This window comes from Streptomyces sp. NPDC005151, assembly GCF_053599875.1.
Window position 1 is genome coordinate 25,836 of the sequence record NZ_JBSFYR010000063.1, and the last position, 20,172, is coordinate 46,007.

General features: G+C 70.4%; 15 protein-coding genes and 1 pseudogene. 3 read left to right on the forward strand and 13 right to left on the reverse strand.

Going from position 1 to position 20,172, the window contains the following annotated elements:
- Positions 1-149: 149 nt before the first annotated feature.
- The 3 genes from ACWD6R_RS27730 to ACWD6R_RS27740 form a co-directional block, all read right to left on the reverse strand.
- Positions 150-1,787 (reverse strand): ABC-F family ATP-binding cassette domain-containing protein, encoded by a 1,638-nt coding sequence (locus ACWD6R_RS27730; RefSeq protein ID WP_451821197.1) that lies wholly within the window; start codon positions 1,785-1,787, stop codon positions 150-152.
- A gap of 46 nt (positions 1,788-1,833) precedes the next feature.
- Positions 1,834-1,944, reverse strand: a complete 111-nt coding sequence (locus ACWD6R_RS27735; protein WP_451821212.1) for a hypothetical protein — start codon at positions 1,942-1,944, stop codon at positions 1,834-1,836.
- Positions 1,945-2,096: 152 nt separating this feature from the next.
- Positions 2,097-3,149: an oxidoreductase gene (locus ACWD6R_RS27740; protein WP_451821198.1), complete on the reverse strand. Its 1,053-nt coding sequence runs from the start codon at positions 3,147-3,149 to the stop codon at positions 2,097-2,099.
- A gap of 66 nt (positions 3,150-3,215) precedes the next feature.
- Between ACWD6R_RS27740 and ACWD6R_RS27745 the strand changes: the two genes are divergently transcribed.
- Entirely contained in the window at positions 3,216-4,178 is a 963-nt protein-coding gene (locus ACWD6R_RS27745) for an FAD-dependent oxidoreductase (protein WP_451821199.1), read from the forward strand.
- Between the two features lie 400 nt (positions 4,179-4,578).
- Here ACWD6R_RS27745 and ACWD6R_RS27750 read toward each other — a convergent pair whose 3' ends face one another.
- Both ACWD6R_RS27750 and ACWD6R_RS27755 read right to left on the reverse strand, forming a co-directional pair.
- Positions 4,579-5,871 carry a M14 family metallopeptidase gene (locus ACWD6R_RS27750; RefSeq protein WP_451821200.1) on the reverse strand — a complete coding sequence of 431 codons (1,293 nt, stop codon included), beginning with the start codon at positions 5,869-5,871 and terminating at the stop codon, positions 4,579-4,581.
- Positions 5,868-7,847, reverse strand: a complete 1,980-nt coding sequence (locus tag ACWD6R_RS27755) for a Xaa-Pro dipeptidyl-peptidase (RefSeq protein WP_451821201.1) — start codon at positions 7,845-7,847, stop codon at positions 5,868-5,870. Before ACWD6R_RS27755 ends, ACWD6R_RS27750 begins: the two co-directional genes overlap by 4 nt.
- Before the next feature lie 201 nt (positions 7,848-8,048).
- On the opposite strand from ACWD6R_RS27755, the gene ACWD6R_RS27760 reads away from it, so the two are divergent.
- Entirely contained in the window at positions 8,049-9,533 is a 1,485-nt protein-coding gene (locus tag ACWD6R_RS27760; protein WP_451821202.1) for a M1 family metallopeptidase, read from the forward strand.
- A 350-nt stretch (positions 9,534-9,883) separates the two neighbouring features.
- On the opposite strand, the gene ACWD6R_RS27765 is transcribed toward ACWD6R_RS27760, so the two are convergent.
- The 3 genes and pseudogenes from ACWD6R_RS27765 to ACWD6R_RS27775 form a co-directional block, all read right to left on the reverse strand.
- Positions 9,884-10,756 carry an oxygenase MpaB family protein gene (locus ACWD6R_RS27765; RefSeq protein ID WP_451821203.1) on the reverse strand — a complete coding sequence of 291 codons (873 nt, stop codon included), beginning with the start codon at positions 10,754-10,756 and terminating at the stop codon, positions 9,884-9,886.
- A 481-nt stretch (positions 10,757-11,237) separates the two neighbouring features.
- Entirely contained in the window at positions 11,238-11,738 is a 501-nt protein-coding gene (locus tag ACWD6R_RS27770) for a macro domain-containing protein (RefSeq protein ID WP_451821204.1), read from the reverse strand.
- 39 nt (positions 11,739-11,777) lie between these two features.
- Positions 11,778-12,023 (reverse strand): annotated as a pseudogene (locus tag ACWD6R_RS27775) (long-chain fatty acid--CoA ligase); the annotation flags it as partial.
- A gap of 176 nt (positions 12,024-12,199) precedes the next feature.
- Here ACWD6R_RS27775 and ACWD6R_RS27780 point away from each other — a divergent pair.
- Positions 12,200-12,931 (forward strand): MerR family transcriptional regulator, encoded by a 732-nt coding sequence (locus ACWD6R_RS27780; protein WP_451821205.1) that lies wholly within the window; start codon positions 12,200-12,202, stop codon positions 12,929-12,931.
- 42 nt (positions 12,932-12,973) lie between these two features.
- Here ACWD6R_RS27780 and thrS read toward each other — a convergent pair whose 3' ends face one another.
- From thrS to ACWD6R_RS27805, 5 genes are all read right to left on the reverse strand, one after another.
- Positions 12,974-14,299 carry a threonine--tRNA ligase gene (thrS, locus tag ACWD6R_RS27785; RefSeq protein ID WP_451821206.1) on the reverse strand — a complete coding sequence of 442 codons (1,326 nt, stop codon included), beginning with the start codon at positions 14,297-14,299 and terminating at the stop codon, positions 12,974-12,976.
- Between the two features lie 139 nt (positions 14,300-14,438).
- Positions 14,439-16,610: a 3-hydroxyacyl-CoA dehydrogenase NAD-binding domain-containing protein gene (locus ACWD6R_RS27790; protein ID WP_451821207.1), complete on the reverse strand. Its 2,172-nt coding sequence runs from the start codon at positions 16,608-16,610 to the stop codon at positions 14,439-14,441.
- A 38-nt stretch (positions 16,611-16,648) separates the two neighbouring features.
- Positions 16,649-17,863: an acetyl-CoA C-acetyltransferase gene (locus ACWD6R_RS27795; protein WP_366138395.1), complete on the reverse strand. Its 1,215-nt coding sequence runs from the start codon at positions 17,861-17,863 to the stop codon at positions 16,649-16,651.
- Positions 17,864-17,899: 36 nt separating this feature from the next.
- The gene (locus ACWD6R_RS27800; protein WP_451821208.1) at positions 17,900-19,042 is read right to left on the reverse strand and encodes an acyl-CoA dehydrogenase family protein; all 1,143 of its coding nucleotides are present in this window, start codon (positions 19,040-19,042) and stop codon (positions 17,900-17,902) included.
- A gap of 10 nt (positions 19,043-19,052) precedes the next feature.
- Positions 19,053-20,078: an LLM class F420-dependent oxidoreductase gene (locus ACWD6R_RS27805; RefSeq protein WP_451821209.1), complete on the reverse strand. Its 1,026-nt coding sequence runs from the start codon at positions 20,076-20,078 to the stop codon at positions 19,053-19,055.
- Between the last annotated feature and the right edge of the window lie 94 nt (positions 20,079-20,172).

Below are 20,172 nucleotides of genomic sequence, written 5' to 3' on the forward strand. Positions count from 1 at the left end.
CCACCCGCCCCTTCCCGAATCGGGGGGCTCCGTCCCCGGGCCCCTTTTTGTCCTCAATCGCCGGACGGGCTCGGTCTTTCGCCTGCTCGGGCTTTCGCCTGCTCGGGCTTTCGCCTGCTCGGGCTTTCGCCTGCTCGGGCTTGAGTGGGTCAGGCCTCGGTCAGTTTGCCGTCGGCCACCTCGACGCGCCGCGTCGTCCGCACCGCCTCCAGCATCCTTCGGTCATGCGTGACGAGCAGCAGCGTCCCCGTGTACGAGTCGAGCGCCGACTCCAGCTGTTCGATCGCGGGCAGGTCGAGGTGGTTCGTCGGCTCGTCCAGGACCAGGAGGTTCACGCCCTTGCCCTGAAGAAGGGCGAGGGCCGCCCTGGTCCGTTCGCCCGGGGAGAGGGTCGTGGCGGGCCGCATCACATGGTCCGCGCGCAGCCCGAACTTGGCGAGCAGCGTGCGGACCTCGGCCGGTTCGGTCTCGGGGACGGCTGCGCAGAACGCCTCCAGCAAGGTCTCCGAGCCATGGAACAGCTTCCGTGCCTGGTCCACCTCGCCCACCACCACGCCCGAGCCGAGCGTCGCATGGCCCGAGTCCAACGGCAGGCGGCCGAGCAGCGCCGCGAGGAGAGTGGACTTGCCGGCTCCGTTGGCGCCGGTGATCGCCACCCGGTCCGCCCAGTCGATCTGCAGCGAAGCCGGCCCGAACGCGAAGTCGCCGCGCACGACCTGCGCCTCGCGGAGCGTGGCGACGACCGATCCGGAGCGCGGGGCCGTGGCGATCTCCATCCGCAGCTCCCACTCCTTGCGCGGCTCCTCGACGACATCGAGCCGTTCGATCATGCGCTGCGTCTGCCGGGCCTTCGCGGCCTGCTTCTCGCTCGCTTCGCTGCGGAACTTGCGGCCGAGCTTGTCGGAGTCGGTGGCCTTGCGGCGGGCGTTCTTGACGCCCTTGTCCATCCAGCCGCGCTGCATCTGGGCGCGGCCTTCGAGGGCGGAGCGCTTGTCGGCATACTCGTCGAACTCCTCGCGGGCATGCCTGCGGGCCCGGTCGCGCTCCTCCAGATAGGCCGCGTACCCACCGCCGTAGAGGTTGATCTGCTGCTGGGCGAGATCGAGTTCGAGGACCTTGGTGACCGTACGCATCAGGAACTCGCGGTCGTGACTGATGACGACGGTGCCGGCGCGCAGCCCGGAGACGTACCGCTCCAGTCGCTCCAGTCCGTCCAGGTCCAGATCGTTGGTGGGCTCGTCAAGGAGGAAGACGTCGTACCGCGACAGAAGCAGCGAGGCGAGTCCGGCGCGGGCGGCCTGGCCGCCGGAGAGCGCGGTCATCGGCAGGTCGAGGCCGACCGTCAGACCGAGGTCGGCGGCGACCTCCTCGGCGCGCTCGTCGAGGTCGGCGCCGCCGAGGGCCAGCCAGCGTTCGAGGGTTTCGGAGTACGCGTCGTCCGCCCCCGGTGCCCCGTCGACGAGGGCCTGGGTGGCGGCGTCCATCGCCGCCTGGGCGTCGGCGACGCCGGTCCGGCGGGCGAGGAAGTCCCGTACGGTCTCGTCCTGGCGGCGCTCCGGCTCCTGCGGGAGGTGGCCGACGGTGGCGGTGGGCGGGGAGAGCCGCAGCTCGCCCTCCTCCGGCCGGTCGAGCCCGGCGAGCAGCCGGAGCAGGGACGATTTTCCGGCTCCGTTGACTCCGACGAGACCGATCACGTCACCGGGTGCGACGACGAGGTCGAGTCCGGCGAAGAGTGTGCGGTCGCCGTGTCCGGCGGCGAGGTCCTTGGCGACGAGAGTGGCAGTCATCAGGGTGTCGATCCTAATCGGCGGACGGCTTCGCTCTCGACGGGTGTCAGAGAAGCCCGGCCGGTTCGTAAAGGGCGAGGGAGCCCGCCACGGCGACGTTCAGGCTCGCGCCTGTGCCGATCATCGGTATCTCCACGCACGTGTCGAGGAGATCCAGGGCCTCGGGCGAGTGCGGGTGCGGATCGCGGGGCGGGCCCGCCCCGGTCGCCGTTCATCGCGGCACGGCGGCGGACCTTCTGGACGACCGGTGGTGCGTTCGAGGCATCGTGTGCGGCGATTGGCGGCTCGCCGGGGCCATCGACTCCGTGCTCAGTGGTGGATCACGGGTGCCACCAGCACGCTCCCGGTGGTGCGTGCCACGATGAAGGACTGTCCCTTGACGGCCCGTGCGTCCAGTGGAATTCGGTGCTGCCCCGGCTCCAGTACGCCGTCGAAGACCTCCTGCGCGTGGGTGCGGTACAGCCGGTCGAGGCGGTACGCGACCAGACTGACCCGGCAGGCCGAGGTGACGTCGACCTCGGCCGTGCCGTCCGCCGCCGTCAGCCGGACCAGGCGGCGCCGGGCCGGTGCGCTGCGGTCCAGGGCGTGTTCGATCTGGGCGACCAGCACCGGAATCACCGGGGCCAGGCCGTCCACGTAGGCCACGTCCGCGGCGGCCCGGGTGAACGCGTGACACACGGCGGCGCGTTCGTCCTCGGTGATCGCCCGGCCGAAGACCACCGCGCGGTAGCCGCGGAGTTCCTCGGCCGGCACCTGGGCGGCGTCCGCGGTGATGTCGGTGCCGATCCCGATGGTGCGGAGCGCGGCGGCGAGCTTGGCGAGTACGGCGACGCGAGCGCCGATGAGCAGCACGCGCTGCCCGGCGGGCGCGTCCGGGCCCGGTTCCGTGCCGTCCGCCGCCTCGGACGGGAGGAGGCGTTCCAGTTCCTGCCGGTACTGGTCGCCGTCGAAGCGGAACGGCCCTATGCCGTGGTAGCCACCCTGTTCCAGGTCGACGGTCTCGTACGTCTGCCAGGCGAAGTCGCGCCAGACGAAGTCGGTGCCGTCGCGTTCGATGACGGCGGTGACCGCCCCGCATGCGAGGCTCTCGCACTCGGGACACCCGTAGATCACATAGCGTCCGTCGGGCAGTGGGGCGCCCGCTTCGAGGAGCAGGCGCCGCACATGGGTGGTGAAGATCGCGGGCGGTACGTCGGAGGCGAGCGGGGAGACGGCGTCGAGGTCGGAGAGGTGGAACAGCAGCGGACGGCCGTCGATGACGAAGTCCATGAAGTCCCGGTGCACCTGGTAGTCACCACTGGCCAGAACTCCACCGGCTCGCATCGCCGGCGCAAGGCCGAAAGTCGCGTACTCGGCAGACATGTTCCGAGTATTCCCAACGCGGACCTGTTGTGCGCACGGCAGCGCGGATTCCGTTAGCGTCCGGCCATGAGCGACACACGGGCAGAGGTGACGGGGCGGACGGACGTGCCGGACGTGATCGTGGTGGGTGGTGGGATCAGCGGGCTGACCACGGCCCTGGTGCTGGCCGAGCGCGGCCGCCGGGTGCGGGTCTGGTCCAGGGAGCCGGCCGCGGCGACGACGTCGGCGGTGGCGGGGGCGTTGTGGTGGCCGTACCGGATCGAGCCGGAGGAGCTGGTCGGTGACTGGTCGCTGACATCGCTCCGGAGATACGAGGAGCTGGCCGGGCGCCCGGACGAGACGGGGGTGCGGCTGGTCTCCGGTCTGCACGGGGGCGAGCGGCTCGCCGCTCTCGGTTCGTGGGCAGGGCAGTTGAAGCACGTGAGCGAGGTCGCGGAGGGGCTGCGGGTCCGGCTGCCGCTGATCGACATGCCGGCGCATCTGAGCTGGCTGGAGCGGCAGTTGACGGCGGCCGGCGGCGTTGTCGAGCGGCGTACCGTCACCTCGTTCGACGAAGCCGCCGCAGAGGCGTCGACGGTAGTCAACTGCACCGGTCTCGGGGCGCGCGAGCTGGTCCCCGATGCCGGGGTGCGCCCGGTCCGCGGCCAGCTGGTGCTGGTGGAGAACCCGGGGATCGAGGAGTGGTTCACCGAGGCGGACCCTGCCTCGGACGCGACGACGTACTTCTTCCCGCAGCCCGGGAGGCTGGTTCTCGGCGGCACGGCCGAGGTGGACGACTGGAGCACGGTGCCCGACCCACGTACCGCCGAGGATATCGTGGCCCGGTGTGCCCGGATCCGGCCGGAGATCGCGGGGGCTCGGGTCATCGGGCACCTGGTGGGTCTGCGTCCCGCACGAGACACCGGTGTGCGGATCGGGGCCGAACCGCTGCCGGGCGGCGGGCGGTTGGTGCACAACTACGGGCATGGGGGTGCGGGGGTGACGGTGGCCCTGGGCTGCGCGCGAGCGGCGGCCGATCTCCTGTCCTGAACCGGGGCGGAGGACGCGGGCGGCCGGGCCGCGGGGGCCTCAGTCGGACAGCGTTCCGGGCTCGGACGGGCGATCGCGGTGGTCCGTGATCGGGCCCGGGCCCGATGATCACGACGAACAGTCCGATGCGGGTCTTCTCCCGCCGGTGCAGCGCCAGCAATCGGTGGCGGCGGCGCCCCAGGTCGCGAAGGCGAGGGTGAGGACGGCGGTGACTCCGAACACCACCCGGTCGGTCGTGGGGTGCCTGTCTCGCGTCGGGTCGCCGGGGGGATCCGCCGTGACCGGCAGATCCCCCCGGCCGCCCGTTCTCCGTTCGTCCTGCGACACGAGTGGCACCTTTCACGGAAGCTGAGTTTCGCGCTCCGTAGGCAGTACCACACGCATCACATGGTTCACGGGATCAACAAGCCGTATCAGCCTGACCGCTTGTGAGGTGATATGTCGCCCGCTCGTCCAGGAGGAGCGGAATCAGGTTCCGGGCCGACTGCCGCAACGGTACGTATGCTCCGTCACCGTCGGTCCGGGAGGTGACGCCGTGCAGGGCGAGTTCGTCCTTGACGTCGGCGAACTGCGCGGCGCTCAGGCGGTAGCCGCACGGCGGGTCCTGGAGGATCTCGACGGGTTCGGCCGGTTCGTTGTCCGCGCCCCCGAGGTACACGGGACCGCGGTCGGCGTACCCGGCCGCACGGGACGCGGCGGTGGCGGCGCCGATGGGACCGCGTCGTTCGTCGGTGAAGCGGAACAGACCGTCGAGCGCGACGAGTTGCGAGTCGACGCGGCGCCGGCTGTTGAGGGCCGGGTCGGCCTTCTCGGCGTCGGTGAGCGCATCGACGCGGGACTCGATGAGCAGGCCCACCGCGTGCTTGATGCCCGAGGTGTTGCGCAGGATGCGCTCCTGTCCGTCGCCCGCCGTCTGCTTGATCGGGTCTCCGGTGACCGGGTCGGTCCAGATCCCGTAGAGACCGCTGCTGTAGCCGGCGTTCTTGGCCGTGGGCCGTACGTACTGTTCGGCCAGGGTCTGCGATTCGTTGTGCACCCGGTCGGCGGCGTTGAGGTTGCGGGGCCAGAGGACGAACAGGTCCTTGTCGTAGTACGGCGGGGTGGCACCGTACTCGTGCAGGTCGTAGATCACCTCGGGCTTCCGGTCGCGGATGACCGCTGCCATGGCGCGCGCCTCGGCGGTCTGCAGGGCGATGTGGTCGCGGTTGATGTCGACGCCGTCGGAATTGCCCCGGGTGTTCGCGGCGCGCCCGTCGGGGTTCGCGGTGGGCACCACGAGGACATCGGTGTGCGAGAGGAAAGTGCGGGTCGCCCGGTCGTCCGCGTACGCGAGATCGCGAATGGTGGTCAGACACGCCTCGCGGCCGGACGGCTCGTTGCCGTGCTGACTGCAGATCAGCAGGACCGTGGTGGCCGCGGGGCCGTGGTTACCGATGCGCACGAGCTGGAGCGGGCGGCCCTGTTTCGTCGTACCGATCCGGTCGACGGAGACCCGGTCGCTGCCCCGGTCGACGGCGGCGAGGAAGGACTGCTCCTCGGGCTGGCCGGTCCAGTGGGCCCCGTTGCTGGTTTCGAAGCCGGTACGGGGCGGGGTGTGCGCTGCCTCGGCCGGGGCTGCGGCCAGGGGGACGGCCAGCGCCGTCGCGGCGACGGCGATGGCGAGGTTACGGACGAGCGGGATACGGGGTGTCATGAGCGGCTGCCTCCCGGGATGCGGTGTGCGGGACGCGGCGGTGCCACGCCTTCGGTATGGGATGCGCGGGGGGTGGCTGTCGCATGCGCGGAGCCCGCGGTGGCACGTACAAACGCTTCGGCGCCGCCGACGAACGGCAGTTTCGCGGACGTGCGGGCCAGATCGAGGGTGAGCGTGGGGGTGGAGGCCGGCGGGTCGATGAGGTCCTGGTCGGTGCCCGCGATGATCAGGGCGAGGCGGTGTCCGGCCGGCACGACGTGATCGCTCGCGGCCAGGTCGACCGTGATCGTGTAGCGCTTGCCCGGGGTGAGCGGGCGGCCCTTGCCTGCGGAGGCGTACGTACCGAGGTCGGCCCAGCCGCGGCTGAAGACGGTCCGGTCGACGGCGGCGGTCCTGGCCGTTGTCTCCTTGAAGCAGGAGCTGTCGCCGGCCGTGCTCGCGCCCCAGCAGGTGGGATCGGTGAGGGTGGTGATGCCTTCGCCGGATGCGCCGTAGTCCCGGATGGTGTCGGGGCCGACATCGACGAGGACGGCCGAGAGATGGGCGGTCGAGGTGGTCGGGGTCGCGGTGACGGTCACCTTCGACGAGCCGGAGAGCCGCAGGTCGTGGGCGAGCGGCGCGGTGAGGAACCCGGCCTTGGCGCCCGTGGACCGGTCCAGGTCGGCAGCCCAGTCCGTCTCGCTCTGCTGCGGGTCGTCGGTGAACGTCTCGGTGGCGCCGGGCCGGGCGGTCCTCCGGGTGAGGGTGCCGACGCCGGGTTCGGTGCCGGTGCCGGGGCGCACGGTGGTGGCGGCGGTGGTGCGCGGCGGCCAGACCTTGTCGGTGGACCACTGGTCGGGGTGGCGTTCGATGTCGGCCATCGGTGCGTGGTCGATGCCGTTGTCGTAACCGAGGAGGTAGTGGTCGAACCAGCGGTGCAGCGTGTCGACCCACTCGGCGCGCCGGTAGTCGAACGGGTCGACATGACCGGTCTGGGAGAGCCAGATCTTGCGCTCCACACCCTGCGCAGCAAGGGCGTCCCACCACTGGCCGAGGTGCTTGGTGCGGACGTTGAGGTCCTGCATCCCGTGCACGGCAAAGACGCTGGCCTTCACCTTGCGGGCGTCCTTCACGTAGTCGCGCTCGCTCCAGAGATTCGTCCAGTCGCCGGTACGGGGCGCCTCGTTGACGAGTTTCTGCTGCACGGCCGCGCAGCGCGCCCGCGCCTCGGGGCTCTCGACATAGCCGGAGAGCCATTCGGGACCACCGTCGTAGAGGGGGGCGCCCTGGGCGAAGTAGTAGTCGTACCAGGAGGAGATGGAACCGATCGGAACGATGGTCCGCAGCCCGTCGACGCCGGTCGCCGCCACACCGTTGGCGATGGTGCCGTCGTAGCTCTTGCCGATCATGCCGGTACGGCCGTTGGACCAGCCTGCCGAGGTGAGTTCAGTGCCGGTGCGGGTGGTGTAGCCGCGGGCCCGGCCGTTCAGCCAGTCGATGACGGCTGTCGCGGACTGGATGTCGGAGCGGCCGCCGACGTCGACGCAGCCGTCGGAGCGATTGGTACCGGCCAGATCCACGGCGACGAAGGCGTAGCCGCGCGGGACGAAGTAGTTGTCGTAGTAGAGCGGGAACTGGACGGGGTCGCCGTTGGTGTCGTACGTCTTCAACTGGCTCTCGTTGCCCCGCCCGCAGCACGAGTAGTAGGGGCTGGCGTCCATGATCACGGGTATCTTGCGGCCCTGTTGTGCGGGTTCGCGCGGCCGGACGATGTCGACGGCGACGCGGTCGCTCTTCCCGTTTCCGTCGCCGTCCAGTCCCGTGTCCACCCAGACGGACTCACGGACGGCGTTCCCGTACGAGTAGACGGCTCTGCTCTCCCGCGGGCTCGAGCCCTGTGCACCTGCCGGCGAGAGCAGGACGGCCATCAGGGCGGCCGAGGCCGCCACCACCAGCGATCTGTATGTCAAGCGGGTGCCCCGCGCACGTATCGGCATCTGCGGAAGGTACCCCGGTCAACTCCTGTGCGACAGGGGGCGATCGCACGCCGATCTTACGGAAAGGCAGTCAAGGTGTCATGTCGGCCGAATGGCGATCGTGTGACAGGGGTGGCCATGGACACGACCAGGCCGGGGAACGCTGAATAGTGTCGAAAGACCGGTCGAAAAGATCATCCGCCCCGAAGACTTGGAGCATTCGTGCACCGCAGACTCATCGTCCCTAGCGCACTCGCGGCCTTCCTGCTGCTGGCGATCCCGGCATCGGCCGCCGGAGGCACCGCGGGCGCCCCGGGTATCGGAGACCCCTATTACCCGGCCAGTGGCAACGGCGGCTACGACGTGTCCCACTACGACCTGAGGCTGAAGTATCAGCCCGCGACCGACCTCCTGGAGGGCACGGCGACGATCCTCGCCACCCCCACCCAGGACCTCTCGCGCTTCGACCTCGACTTCGGGCTCGATGTCTCCGAAGTGCGGGTGAACGGGAAGAAGGCGCAGTACGCGAAGAGCGGAACCCAGGAACTGGAGATCACACCGGCCGGAACCCTGGCGAAGGGCCGGGCCGTCTCGGTGGTCGTACGGTACGCCGGGAAGCCGTCCGAGCTGAAGATCGGCGGCTGGACCGCCTGGGCCCGTACCCCGGACGGCGGTGTGGCCGCGCAGGAGCCGGAGTCGGCTGTGTGGTGGTTCCCCAGCAATGACCACCCGTTGGACAAGGCTACGTACGACGTGTCGGTGTCCGTCCCGGACGGGACCCAGGCGATCAGCAACGGAGTGCTCCAGTCGCAGAGTTCGAAGCTCGGCTGGACGCGGTTCAACTGGCGCTCCAACAAGCCGCAGGCGACATACCTGGCGACGCTCGCGATCGGCAGGTTCGACATCACCACGGACAAAACGGCGGACGGCCTGCCGGTCCTCAACGCGTACAGCAAGGACCTCGGCGACAACGACGGGGCGGCGCGCGCCAGCATCGAGCGGACCACCGAGGTCGCCGAGTGGCTGACGGATGTCTTCGGTCCGTATCCGTTCAACGCGCTCGGGGGCTACGTACCGAATGTGACCAGCGGCTTCGCGCTGGAGACGCAGACCAGGCCGTTCTACAGCCCGCGGCAGTTCGCGAACGGCGCGAATGTCTCGGTCGTCGTGCATGAGCTGGCGCACCAGTGGTACGGCGACAGCGTGTCCGTCGACGGCTGGAAGGACATCTGGATCAATGAGGGCTTCGCCCGGTACAGCCAGTGGCTGTGGTCGGAGAAGGAGGGCGAGGGAACGGCGCAGGAACTGGCGGACTACACGTACGCCCTCCATCCGGCGGACGACGCGTTCTGGACGGTGAAGCCGGGAGACCCGGGTCCGGACAACCAGTTCCACGGGGCCGTCTACGACCGTGGGGCGCTGGCCCTCCAGGCGCTGCGGAACAAGCTGGGTGACGAGACCTTCTTCGCGCTGCTGAAGGGCTGGCCGGCCGAGCATGCCTACGGGAACGCGAAGGTGAGCGACTTCGTGACGTACGCGGAGCGGGTGTCGGGCACGCCGCTCGCCGGATTCTTCGACACCTGGCTGTACCAGCCCTCGCGGCCGGAGGCTCCGGCGTCGAGCGCGGCACGGACCGTGCGGAGCGCCGGGCAGCCCGCCTCCTGGAGGAAGATCGCCGCGACGAACACGATCCACGACCGGGACTGATCCACAGGGGCACTGTCGGCGCTGTCACCCCCGGGCGGGGGTGCCGGCGCCGGACAGGCCGGCGAGGTTCGTGCTGATCCGCCGGCCCCGGCCGCTCGCGGCCGGTTCCCGTGCGCACGAGGAGCGTCCCTTGCCCGCTCCAAGCCCCGATTCCGCTCGCGATGTCCGTCCCACGCTGGAGGCCGTGGCGGCCCGCGCAGGGGCGCTCGCCCGCCGGAGCGGCTTCCCCAGCGCCCCTGTCCGCATAAGGGCCCGTACGGCTAAGGGCCCGTACGGCCGCGGCCGACCCGCAGGCGCCCGCAGTCGCCGAGGGCGCGTCGAGCCGCTGAACACCGTGGGCCCGAGTGCGCTCAGCGGGTGCCCCGCACCCGGTGGGCGGCTCTGGCCCGACGCGCGTACGGCAGATAGCGCAGCCGCTCCGGAAGCACGGGCACCACGACCCGCACGACACCGCAGAACCGCCGCAGCTTCCGCTCCTGCGCGTCCGTCCACTCCAGACCGATCGCCTCGCGCGCGTCCGGCGGCATCAGGCCGATGGTGACGAATCTGCGGAACCGGGCCAGCGGCGGGAGCACAAGCGGCCACAGTGCCTTGAGCAGCAGTCTGACGGGCAGCGGGCCCCGGTCCGGCGGCGGTACCGGCCGGTCGGTGGCGACCAGCTCCTCGACGACGACGGTCGCCTCGATCTCGTCGGCGAGCATCTTGCGGTAGTACGGCCAGAACTCCTCGATCGACTGCGGCATGTCCCGGTCGTGGATGCCGAGGACCCGGCCGACCTGGAGCCATTCCCGGTACAGGGCCCGTTCCTGCGCCTCGGTGAGGGGGCGAACGAGATAGCGCGTGGCGTGCCGGTAGATGGGGAAACCGGTGGCGTGCACCCACGCGTAGTTCTCCGGTGACAGTGCGTGATAGCGGCGCCCTCGGCTGTCCGTGCCCTGGATGGTGCGATGCAGCTTCCGCAGCCTGCGCCCCTCCTCGGCTGCTTCCTCGCCCCCGTACACCCAGAGCTGGAGCGAGCGCAGGGACCGCTCGCCGCGCCCCCACGGGTCCGTACGGAACACCGAGTGCTCGTCGACGCCCGCGCCTACCGCCGGGTGCGCGACCTGGAGGGTGAGGGCCGCGGGGAGCATCAGCAGGGCGCGAACGTCCCCGGCGAGGCTCCACAGCACTCCGCCGGGCGGGGGCGGCTCCGGGGCGCTCCCCCGGGGTTCTTCGCTGCTCATGCGGGCGCTCCCAGCAGTCGGCGGGCGTGCGGATCGGTACCCGGCTGATGTGTGTTCCAGTATGCGATCTCCGGCGAATCGGCGAGCGGCAGGGGCGGCGGGATCCTGCCCGGCAGGTGGTGGCCCTCCAACCCCGCACGCACTGCTTTCGGTCGTCCGCGTCCTCGACGACGCCCGCGAGGGCGAGCCGGGTGACGCCCGCATCGAGGTAGTTCTCGGCCACGCAGCCCAGATTCCGCAGCAGCAAGGCGAAGTTGAAGCGGTCTCCCGGGGGGAGCGGGCCAGGTCCGGCGCCTCCAGTCCATGTCGATGACGGCGTTGGGCACCCCGGCACCGGTGAGCAGATCGCCCGCGGCGTCGGCCACCGAGGTCTTGCCCGACCCGACGGTGCCAGTGATCAGAAGGGCGCGGGCTTCCGGAGCGCTGCCGGATCGCGTGGACAGAAGCCCACGGCGAGCACCGGTTCACCGGTGACGAGCGTTCAGCCACGGTGCGCGACGGGCCCCTCCCCGTAGTCGTACACCGTCACGGGTATCCCCCGGCTCACCAGCCGCTGCTCGATCAGCGGCTCGATCCGGGACCAACTGCCGCCCGCGAGACCGCAACCGATCCGTGGCATATGAACCGACGCCCCCAGCTCGACAGCCCGTTCGGCGACCAGGCCCAGCGCCGTGTCGATCGCCTCGTACCGTACGGGCACCCCCTTGCTGCCCGTACGCATTCCCCGCTGCCCCACCATGTTCGCCACCCACACATAGGGACCCACCCGGACGAATTGCGCCGCGCCCAGGCCGAAGTCATTGCCCGCGCGCTCCCGGTGCCAGCGCCGGTAGGCGGCCTCCGGTTCGGGCCAGCGGCGGGAGACGGCGAGGACGAACCCCTTGCCCCACCCGCCCAGGTCGTTGCAGACATGCGCGATCAGTTTGACGCCCTTGCCCCGCGGTGCCGTGGCGTCCCCCCGTACATACGTGATCTCCGACATGACACCAGCGTAGGAGCCACCACTGACAACCGGCCGGGTTCAGCCGTCCCCGTACAGCGCCTCGATGGTCTCGCCGTACATGTCGCGGATCACTCGCCGCCGCAGTTTCAGGGACGGTGTCAGTTCGCCCGTCTCCGGTCCCCATTCCGCCGACAGCAGCCGGTACCGCTTGACCTGCTCGGTGCGGTTGAGCCGGGTGTTGGCCGCCTCGACGGCGCGGGCGACCTCTTCCCGTACCGCCGGATGGTCCGCGAGTACGGACGGGTCCCTCCTGGCGCCATCGGCCGGACCGTGCGGGTCCGTACCGGGGGGTGGGACTGCGCTTCGATGCTGCTGGACACTTTCACAACAGTGGTGAGACAGCAATACTGTTGAGCCGGATTGATGCAACGGATGCGGCCGTGCCCACGGAGCCGTGACCGAGGACAGCCGTGCCCAGCGGTCAGCAGCGAGGAGCAGACATGGCGACCGGGACCGAGGAGCCGACGCTCACCGTCGACGAGCTGGCGGCGCGCGCCGGAGTCACCGTACGCACCGTGCGTTTCTACAGCACGCGGGGGCTCCTGCCGCCGCCCGTGATCGGACCGCGCCGGGTCGGTCACTACGGGCACGAGCACCTCTCGCGGCTGGCGCTGATCGAGGAGCTTCAGCACCAGGGCATGACCCTCGCCGCGATCGAACGCTATCTGGAGCAGCTGCCGCCCGATCTGAGCGCGCACGACCTGGCCATCCACCGGGCACTGGTGGCGTCCTGGGCGCCGGACTCGGCGGAGCACGCGACCCGGGCGGAGCTGGAGCGGCGGGCGGGACGGGCACTGACCGAGGGGGACATCGACCGGCTGGCCGCGATGGGCGTCCTGGAGCGTGCGGAGGCGGCGGCCGGCAGCTACCGGGTCGATCCCGGGCTGCTGCGTCTCGGCGTCGAGCTGCTCGACGTACCGATCGCGCACGAGACGATCCTCGCGGCCCGCACGGTGCTGCTGGAGCACACCCGTTCCGCCGCGCACGAGCTGACGCGGCTGTTCCGGGACGAGGTGTGGAATCCGTACCGGGAGCGGGAGTCGGACCCGGAGCATGTGGCCGCGATGAAGTCGCTGTCGGCCCATATGCAGCCGATGGTGCTGCAAGCGCTGGTGACCGCGTTCCAGCGGTCGCTCAAGGAAGAACTGCGGGCGGCGTTCACGGCGGAGTGAGCCCCGCCGCCGACAGGGGCTCACTGCCGGTGGACGGTCGGTCTAAGAGGCGTCGTCCCACAGCTCGGTGCTGTGGGCGTCGATGAGCGCGCCGATCCGTTCGAGGAAGGCGTCGGCGGGCTGCGGGTCGAGGCGGCGGCCGTCGCGCAGTCGTACGGCGACGTGGTCGTCGGCGGCTTCCCTGGCGCCGATCACCGCCTGGTACGGCACCAGGCGGTCCTCGCGGATGCGTGCGCCCAGGGTGCCGCGTTCCGGTCCGGCAATGCCGGCCCGCAGCCCGAGGTCGGTGCAGCGCCGGGCCAGCGCCTCGGCGTGGGGCAGCTCGGCCTCGGAGATCGGGAGGATCGCCAGCTGGGTCGGGGCGAGCCAGGCCGGAAACGCGCCGCCGTGTTGTTCGATGAGATGGGCGACGGCCCGCTCCACGCTGCCGATGATGCTGCGGTGGACCATGACCGGCCGGTGTTTCGCACCGTCCGCGCCGATGTAGTGCAGGTCGAACTGCTCGGGCTGGTGGAAGTCGACCTGGACGGTGGACAGGGTGGATTCCCTGCCCGCACCGTCGGTGACCTGGACGTCGATCTTCGGGCCGTAGAACGCGGCCTCGCCCTCCGCCGAGTCGTACGGCAGGCCGGAGCGGTCGAGTACCTCGGTGAGCAGGGCGGTGGACTGCTGCCACTTCTCGGGCGCGGCCACGTACTTGCCGCCGGGGCCGGGGAGGGAGAGCCGGTAGCGGGCCGGGCGGATGCCCAGCGCCGCGTACGCACTGCGGATCATCTCCAGGGCGGCCCGTGCCTCGCCGGCGACCTGCTCCAGGGTGCAGAAGATGTGCGCGTCGTTCAGCTGGATGGCGCGGACGCGGGTCAGTCCGCCGAGCACGCCGGAGAGTTCGGAGCGGTACATGCCGCCCAGTTCGGCCATGCGCAGCGGCAGCTCGCGGTAGCTGTGGGAGCGGGAGCGGTAGATCACCGCGTGGTGGGGGCAGAGACTCGGCCGCAGGACAACCTGTTCCGAGCCCAGGTCCATCGGCGGGAACATGTCGTCGCTGTAGTGCGACCAGTGCCCGGAGATCTCGTACAGCTCCCGCTTGCCCAGCACCGGCGAGTACACATGCCGGTAGCCGGCCCGCCGCTCGGCGGCGCGGATGTACTCCTCCAGGGTGTGCCGCACGGTCGCCCCGTCGGGCAGCCAGTAGGGAAGTCCCGCGCCGATCAGCGGGTCGGTGTCGAAAAGGCCCAGCTCGCGGCCGAGCTTGCGGTGGTCGTGCATGGCGGTCTCCTCGCGTTCATCGGGCGAGTGATCGCAAGCCGAAGCCCCGGGGCACTCGCCCCGGGGCTTCGGACTGAGACATCTGTCAGCGCGCCGGGACACTCTCCGGCGTCGTCGTCATGGCAGCGCGCTTCATGGCGCTGACGCTAGCAGGGTGTCCCGCTGTCCACCCGGTATTTTCCGCCCGGAGGGTGCGGATGGCGCAGCCTCCGGCCGGTACGTGGTCCGCGGGGGGCGCCGGTCAGTCGTGGAAGGTCTCGCCCTTCTCAGCCTTCTCCACCAGCAGCGCGGGCGGCAGGAACCGGTCGCCGTACTTCTCGGCGAGTTCCCGGGCGCGCGCCACGAAGCCGGGCAGGCCGCCCTCGTACCCGTTGATGTACTGGAGCACGCCTCCGGTCCACGGCGGGAAGCCGATGCCCATGATGGAGCCGATGTTGGCGTCGGCGACCGAGATGAGGACGTTCTCCTCCAGGCAGCGGACACTGTCCAGTGCCTCGGAGAAGAGCATCCGCTCCTTCATGTCCTCGAACGGGACATCGGCATCCGTCCGGGTGAAATGCTCGCGCAGTCCCGGCCACAGCCCGGCCCGCGTGCCGTCCTCGCCGTAGTCGTAGAAGCCCGCGCCGCCGCTGCGTCCGGTGCGTCCGAACTCGTCGACCATCCGGTCGATGACCGCGTCCGCGGGGTGCCCGGCCCAGGTGCCGCCCGCCTCCTCGACCGCGCGCTTCGTCTCGTTGCGGATCTTGCGCGGCAGGGTCAGCGTCAGCTCGTCCATCAGCGAGAGGACCCTGGCCGGGTAGCCGGACTGCGCCGCGGCCTGCTCGACCGACGCGGGCTCGACGCCCTCGCCGACCATGGCGACGCCCTCGTTGATGAACTGGCCGATGACGCGCGAGGTGAAGAAGCCGCGCGAGTCGTTGACGACGATCGGCGTCTTCTGGATCCGGCGGACCAGGTCGAAGGCGCGTGCCAGTGCCTCGTCGCCGGTCTGCTCGCCCTTGATGATCTCGACCAGCGGCATCTTGTCGACGGGCGAGAAGAAGTGCAGGCCGATGAAGTCGGCGGGGCGCGTGACGCCCTTGGCGAGGACCGTGATCGGCAGGGTCGAGGTGTTGGAGCAGAGCAGCGCGTCGGGCTCGATGATGTCCTGGATCTCCTGGAACACCTTGTGCTTGAGCGCGGTGTCCTCGAAGACCGCCTCGATGACGGCGTCGCAGCCCGCCAGATCGGCCGGGTCGCCGGTCGGGGTGATGCGCGCCAGCAGCTCGTCGCGCTTGGCCTCGGTCGTGCGGCCCCGGGAGAGCGCCTTGGCGAGGAGCTTCTCGCTGTATGCCTTGCCCTTGGCGGCCGCCTCCGTGGAGACGTCCTTGAGGACGACGTCGATTCCGGCGCGCGCGCAGGAGTACGCGATCCCGGCGCCCATCATCCCGGCGCCGAGGACGGCGACCTTGGTGACCTGGCGCTCCTCGATGCCCTTGGGGCGGCTGGCGCCGGAGTTGACGGCCTGGAGGTCGAAGAAGAACGCCTGGATCATGTTCTTCGAGATCTGGCCGGTGACGAGCTCGGTGAAGTACCGGGCCTCGATGGTCAGCGCGGTCTCGAAGTCGACCTGGGAGCCCTCGACGGCGGCGGCCAGGATGTTGCGGGGCGCCGGCATGGGGGCGCCCGCGAGCTGCTTCTTCAGGTTGGCCGGGAAGGCGGGCAGGTTGGCCGCGAACTTCGGGTTCGACGGGGTGCCGCCGGGGATCCTGTAGCCCTTGACGTCCCAGGGCTGCTGGGACTCGGGGTTGGCGTCGATGAAGGCGCGGGCCTTGTCGAGCATCTCCTCGGGCGTGGCCGCCACCTCGTGGACGAGGCCGTTCTCCAGGGCGCGCTTCGGGGTGTACTGGGTGCCCTGGAGGAGGACCTTCAGCAGCGCGTCGGCGACGCCCATGAGGCGTACGGTGCGGGTGACGCCGCCGCCCGCGGGCAGCAGGCCGAGGGTGACCTCGGGCAGGCCGATGCGGGAGCCGGGCGCGTCGAGGGCGACGCGGTGGTGGGAGGCGAGCGCGATCTCGTAACCGCCGCCGAGGGCCGCGCCGTTGATGGCGGCGACGACGGGGATGCCGAGGGTCTCGATGCGGCGCAGCGAGTTCTTGATGGCGGTGCCGACGTCGAAGGCGTCCTGGGCGTTCTCGGGACCGACCTTGATCATGTCCTTGAGGTCGCCGCCCGCGAAGAAGGTCTTCTTGGCAGAGGTGAAGATGATGCCGCGGATGGAGTCCTTCTCGGCTTCCGCGCGGTCGGCGATGGCCGCGATGGAGTTCTTGAAGGCCTGGTTCATCGTGTTGGCGGACTGGTTGGGGTCGTCGAGTACGAGGGTGACGACGCCGGTCTCGTCCTGTTCCCAGCGGATGGTCGTGCTCTCGGTCATTGCTGTGTTCTCCGTAAGCAAGGGGTGGCCGGGGACGGTCAGAGACGCTCGATGACGGTGGCGACGCCCATGCCGCCGCCGACGCAGAGGGTGGCAAGGCCGTACCGCTTGTCCTGGCGCTCCAGTTCGTCGATGAGCGTGCCGAGGATCATCGCGCCGGTGGCGCCGAGCGGGTGGCCGAGCGCGATGGCGCCGCCGTTGACGTTGATCTTGTCGAGGGAGAGCCCCATGTCCCGGGCGAAGCGCAGCACGACACCGGCGAACGCCTCGTTGATCTCGACGAGGTCGATGTCGTCGATGGTGAGTCCGGCCTTGGCGAGGGCCTTGCGGGTGGCGGGCGCGGGGCCGGTCAGCATGATCGTCGGCTCGGAGCCGGAGACCGCGGCTGAGACGATCCGGGCACGCGGCGTGAGTCCGTACCGCTCGCCGGTCTCCTTGTTGCCGATGGCGACGAGTGCGGCGCCGTCCACGATGCCGGAGGAGTTGCCCGCGTGGTGGACGTGGTCGATCTTCTCGACCCAGTGGTACTTCTGCAGCGCCACGGCGTCGAAGCCGCCCAGCTCGCCGATGGTGGCGAACGAGGGCTTGAGCGCGGCCAGCGAGTCGGCGGTGGTGCCGGGGCGCATGTGCTCGTCGTGGTCGAGGACGACGAGGCCGTTGCGGTCCTTGACCGGGACGACGGAGCGCGCGAAGCGGCCGTCCTTCCAGGCCTCGGCGGCCCGCTCCTGGGAGAGTGCGGCGAACTCGTCGACGTCGCGGCGCGAGAAGCCCTCGATGGTGGCGATGAGGTCGGCGCCGACGCCCTGCGGGGCGAAGCCGGTCTCGTAGTTGGTCATCGGGTCCATCGCCCAGGCGCCGCCGTCGGAGCCCATCGGCACCCGGGACATCGACTCGACACCGCCCGCGAGGATCAGGTCCTCCCAGCCGGAACGGACCTTCGCGGCAGCCAGGTTGACGGCTTCCAGACCGGAGGCACAGAACCGGTTCTCCTGGACGCCCGCCACCGAGTCCGGGAGTCCGGCGGCGATGGCGGCGATCCGGGCGATGTCGGAGCCCTGGTCGCCGAGCGGGCTGACCACGCCGAGGACGATGTCGTCGATGGCGGCCGGGTCCAGGCCCGGGAAGCGGCTGCGCATTTCGTGGATGAGGCCGACGACGAGGTCGATCGGCTTGGTGCCGTGCAGGGCGCCATTGGCCTTGCCGCGGCCGCGCGGGGTGCGGATCGCGTCGTAGACAAACGCTTCGGTACTCAAGACAGCAGCCTTTCGAGGGTGGTCGATCGTCAGGGGTCAGGCAAGCAGCGAGCGGCCGATGATCTCCTTCATGATCTCGGTCGTACCGCCGTAGATGGTCTGGATGCGGCCGTCGGTGAACGCCTTGGCGACCCGGTATTCCGTCATGTAGCCGTAGCCGCCGTGGAGCTGGAGGCAGCGGTCGGCGACGCGCTTCTGCAGTTCGGTGGCCCACCACTTGGCCATCGACGCGTGCACGGCGTCGAGCTTCCCGTCCGAGTGGTCGGCGATGCACCGGTCGAGGAAGGCCCGGGTGACGGCGCACTCGGTGGCCATCTCGGCGATCTCGAAGCGGATGTGCTGGAGCTTGGAGAGCGGCCGCCCGAAGGCTTCGCGCTCCTTGACGTACTGGGTGGTGATCTCCAGGAGGTACTCGGCGGCGGCGATACCGGCGACCGCTATGCCCATCCGCTCCTGCGCCAGATTGGTCATCAGGTGGATGAACGCGCCGTCGCGCTCACCGAGCAGGTTCTCCTTGGGGACGCGGACGTCGTTGAAGAACAGCTCGGCCGTGTCCTGGGACTTCTGGCCGATCTTGTCGAGGTTGCGGCCCCGCTCGAAGCCGTCCGCACCGCGTTCGACGACGATCAGCGAGAGCCCCTTCGCGCCGCCCTCCGCAGTGGTCTTCGCCACGACGATCACCAGGTCGGCGAGGATGCCGTTGGAGATGAACGTCTTCGAGCCGTTGAGCAGCCAGTGGTCACCCTTGTCCTCGGCGGTGGTGCGGATGCCCTGGAGGTCGGAGCCGGCGCCGGGTTCGGTCATCGCGATGGCGGTGATGATCTCGCCGCTGCAGAAGCCGGGCAGCCAGCGCCGCTTCTGCTCCTCGGTGGCGAGGCCGGTGAGGTAGGGGCCGATGACGTCGTTGTGCAGGCCGAGCGCGAGCCCGGGGGCGCCGGCCCGGGTGAACTCCTCGGCGAGGACGGCGCTGTAGCGGAAGTCGGTGGTGCCGCCGCCCCCGTACTCCTCGGGGACGGCGAGGCCGAGCAGCCCTTGCCGGCCGGCCGCGAGCCAGGCCTCACGCGAGACGATGCCATCCTTCTCCCACTGTTCGTAGTGCGGGAGGACTTCCTTGGTCAGGAAGGTCCGGACGGTCTCGCGGAACGCGTCGTGCTCCTCTGTGAAGATCTGCCGCTGCACTGCGGGCCCCCTAGAGCCAGTTCTTGACGGTGGAGATCAGCCGGGCCGGATCGGGACCGACCGGGATGACGTTGAGCATGGTGACGCCGGCCTCGCGGAACGCCTCGATGCGGTCGCGTACGTAACCCTCGGGCCCGCACAGCGACATGAGTTCGCAGAACTCGTCCGGGACGGCGGCCTCGGCCTCCTTCTTCTTCCCGGAGAGGTAGAGCTCCTGGATGAGCGCGGCTTCCTTCTCGTATCCGTACGCGACGGCGAGGTCGTTGTAGAAGTTCTTGCCCTTGGCGCCCATGCCGCCGACGTACAGCGCGATCTGCGGGCGGGCCAGGTCCCTGAGTGCGGCCGCGTCGTCGCCGATGGCGAGGAGCCCGCCCGCGACGGTCTGCAGCGGTCCGCGCACCGGGTCACGCTCGGCGGCACCTTCGGCGAGAGCCCCGCCCCACACCTGCTGGGCCTTCTCGGGGAGGAAGAGGGTGGGGAGCCAGCCGTCGGCGATCTCGGCGGTCAGCCGGACGTTGGCGGGGCCGAGCGAGGCGATGTAGAGCGGGATCTCCTCGCGCACCGGCCGGGTGAGGATCTTCAGTGGCTTGCCGAGCCGACCGCCCTTCTCCTTCGGCAGCGGCATGTCGGTGATGCCATGGTGGTCGATGACCTCGCGGCGCCAGATCCGGCGGCACAGTTCGACGGTCTCGCGGGTCCGGCCGAGCGGCTTGTCGTACGCCTTGCCGTGCCAGCCCTCGACGACCTGCGGGCCCGACGCACCGAGCCCGAGCAGCGCCCGGCCGCCGGAGACCGCGTCGAGTCCGGCGCCGGTCTGGGCGATCAGGGCGGGGGTGCGGGAGTAGACGTTGAGGATCGCCGCGCCGATCTTCATGCGTTCGGTACGCGCGGCCAGGTAGCCCATGAGGGTGGGCGAGTCGAAGCCGTACGCCTCCGCGACCCAGACGGCGTCGAGCCCGGCGGACTCCAGCGCGGCAACCTGGTCGCAGGCCTCGCGCGGGTCGCCCGCGTAGTTCAGCGGCAGGGAGAGTTCCATCAGTCGGTCCTACGTTGTTGGTGGGTTGGATGGGCCGTCGTAAGGTCCAGAGGCCCAGAGACACCGGGTATGGCTTTCAGTCGGTTGCCCTCGA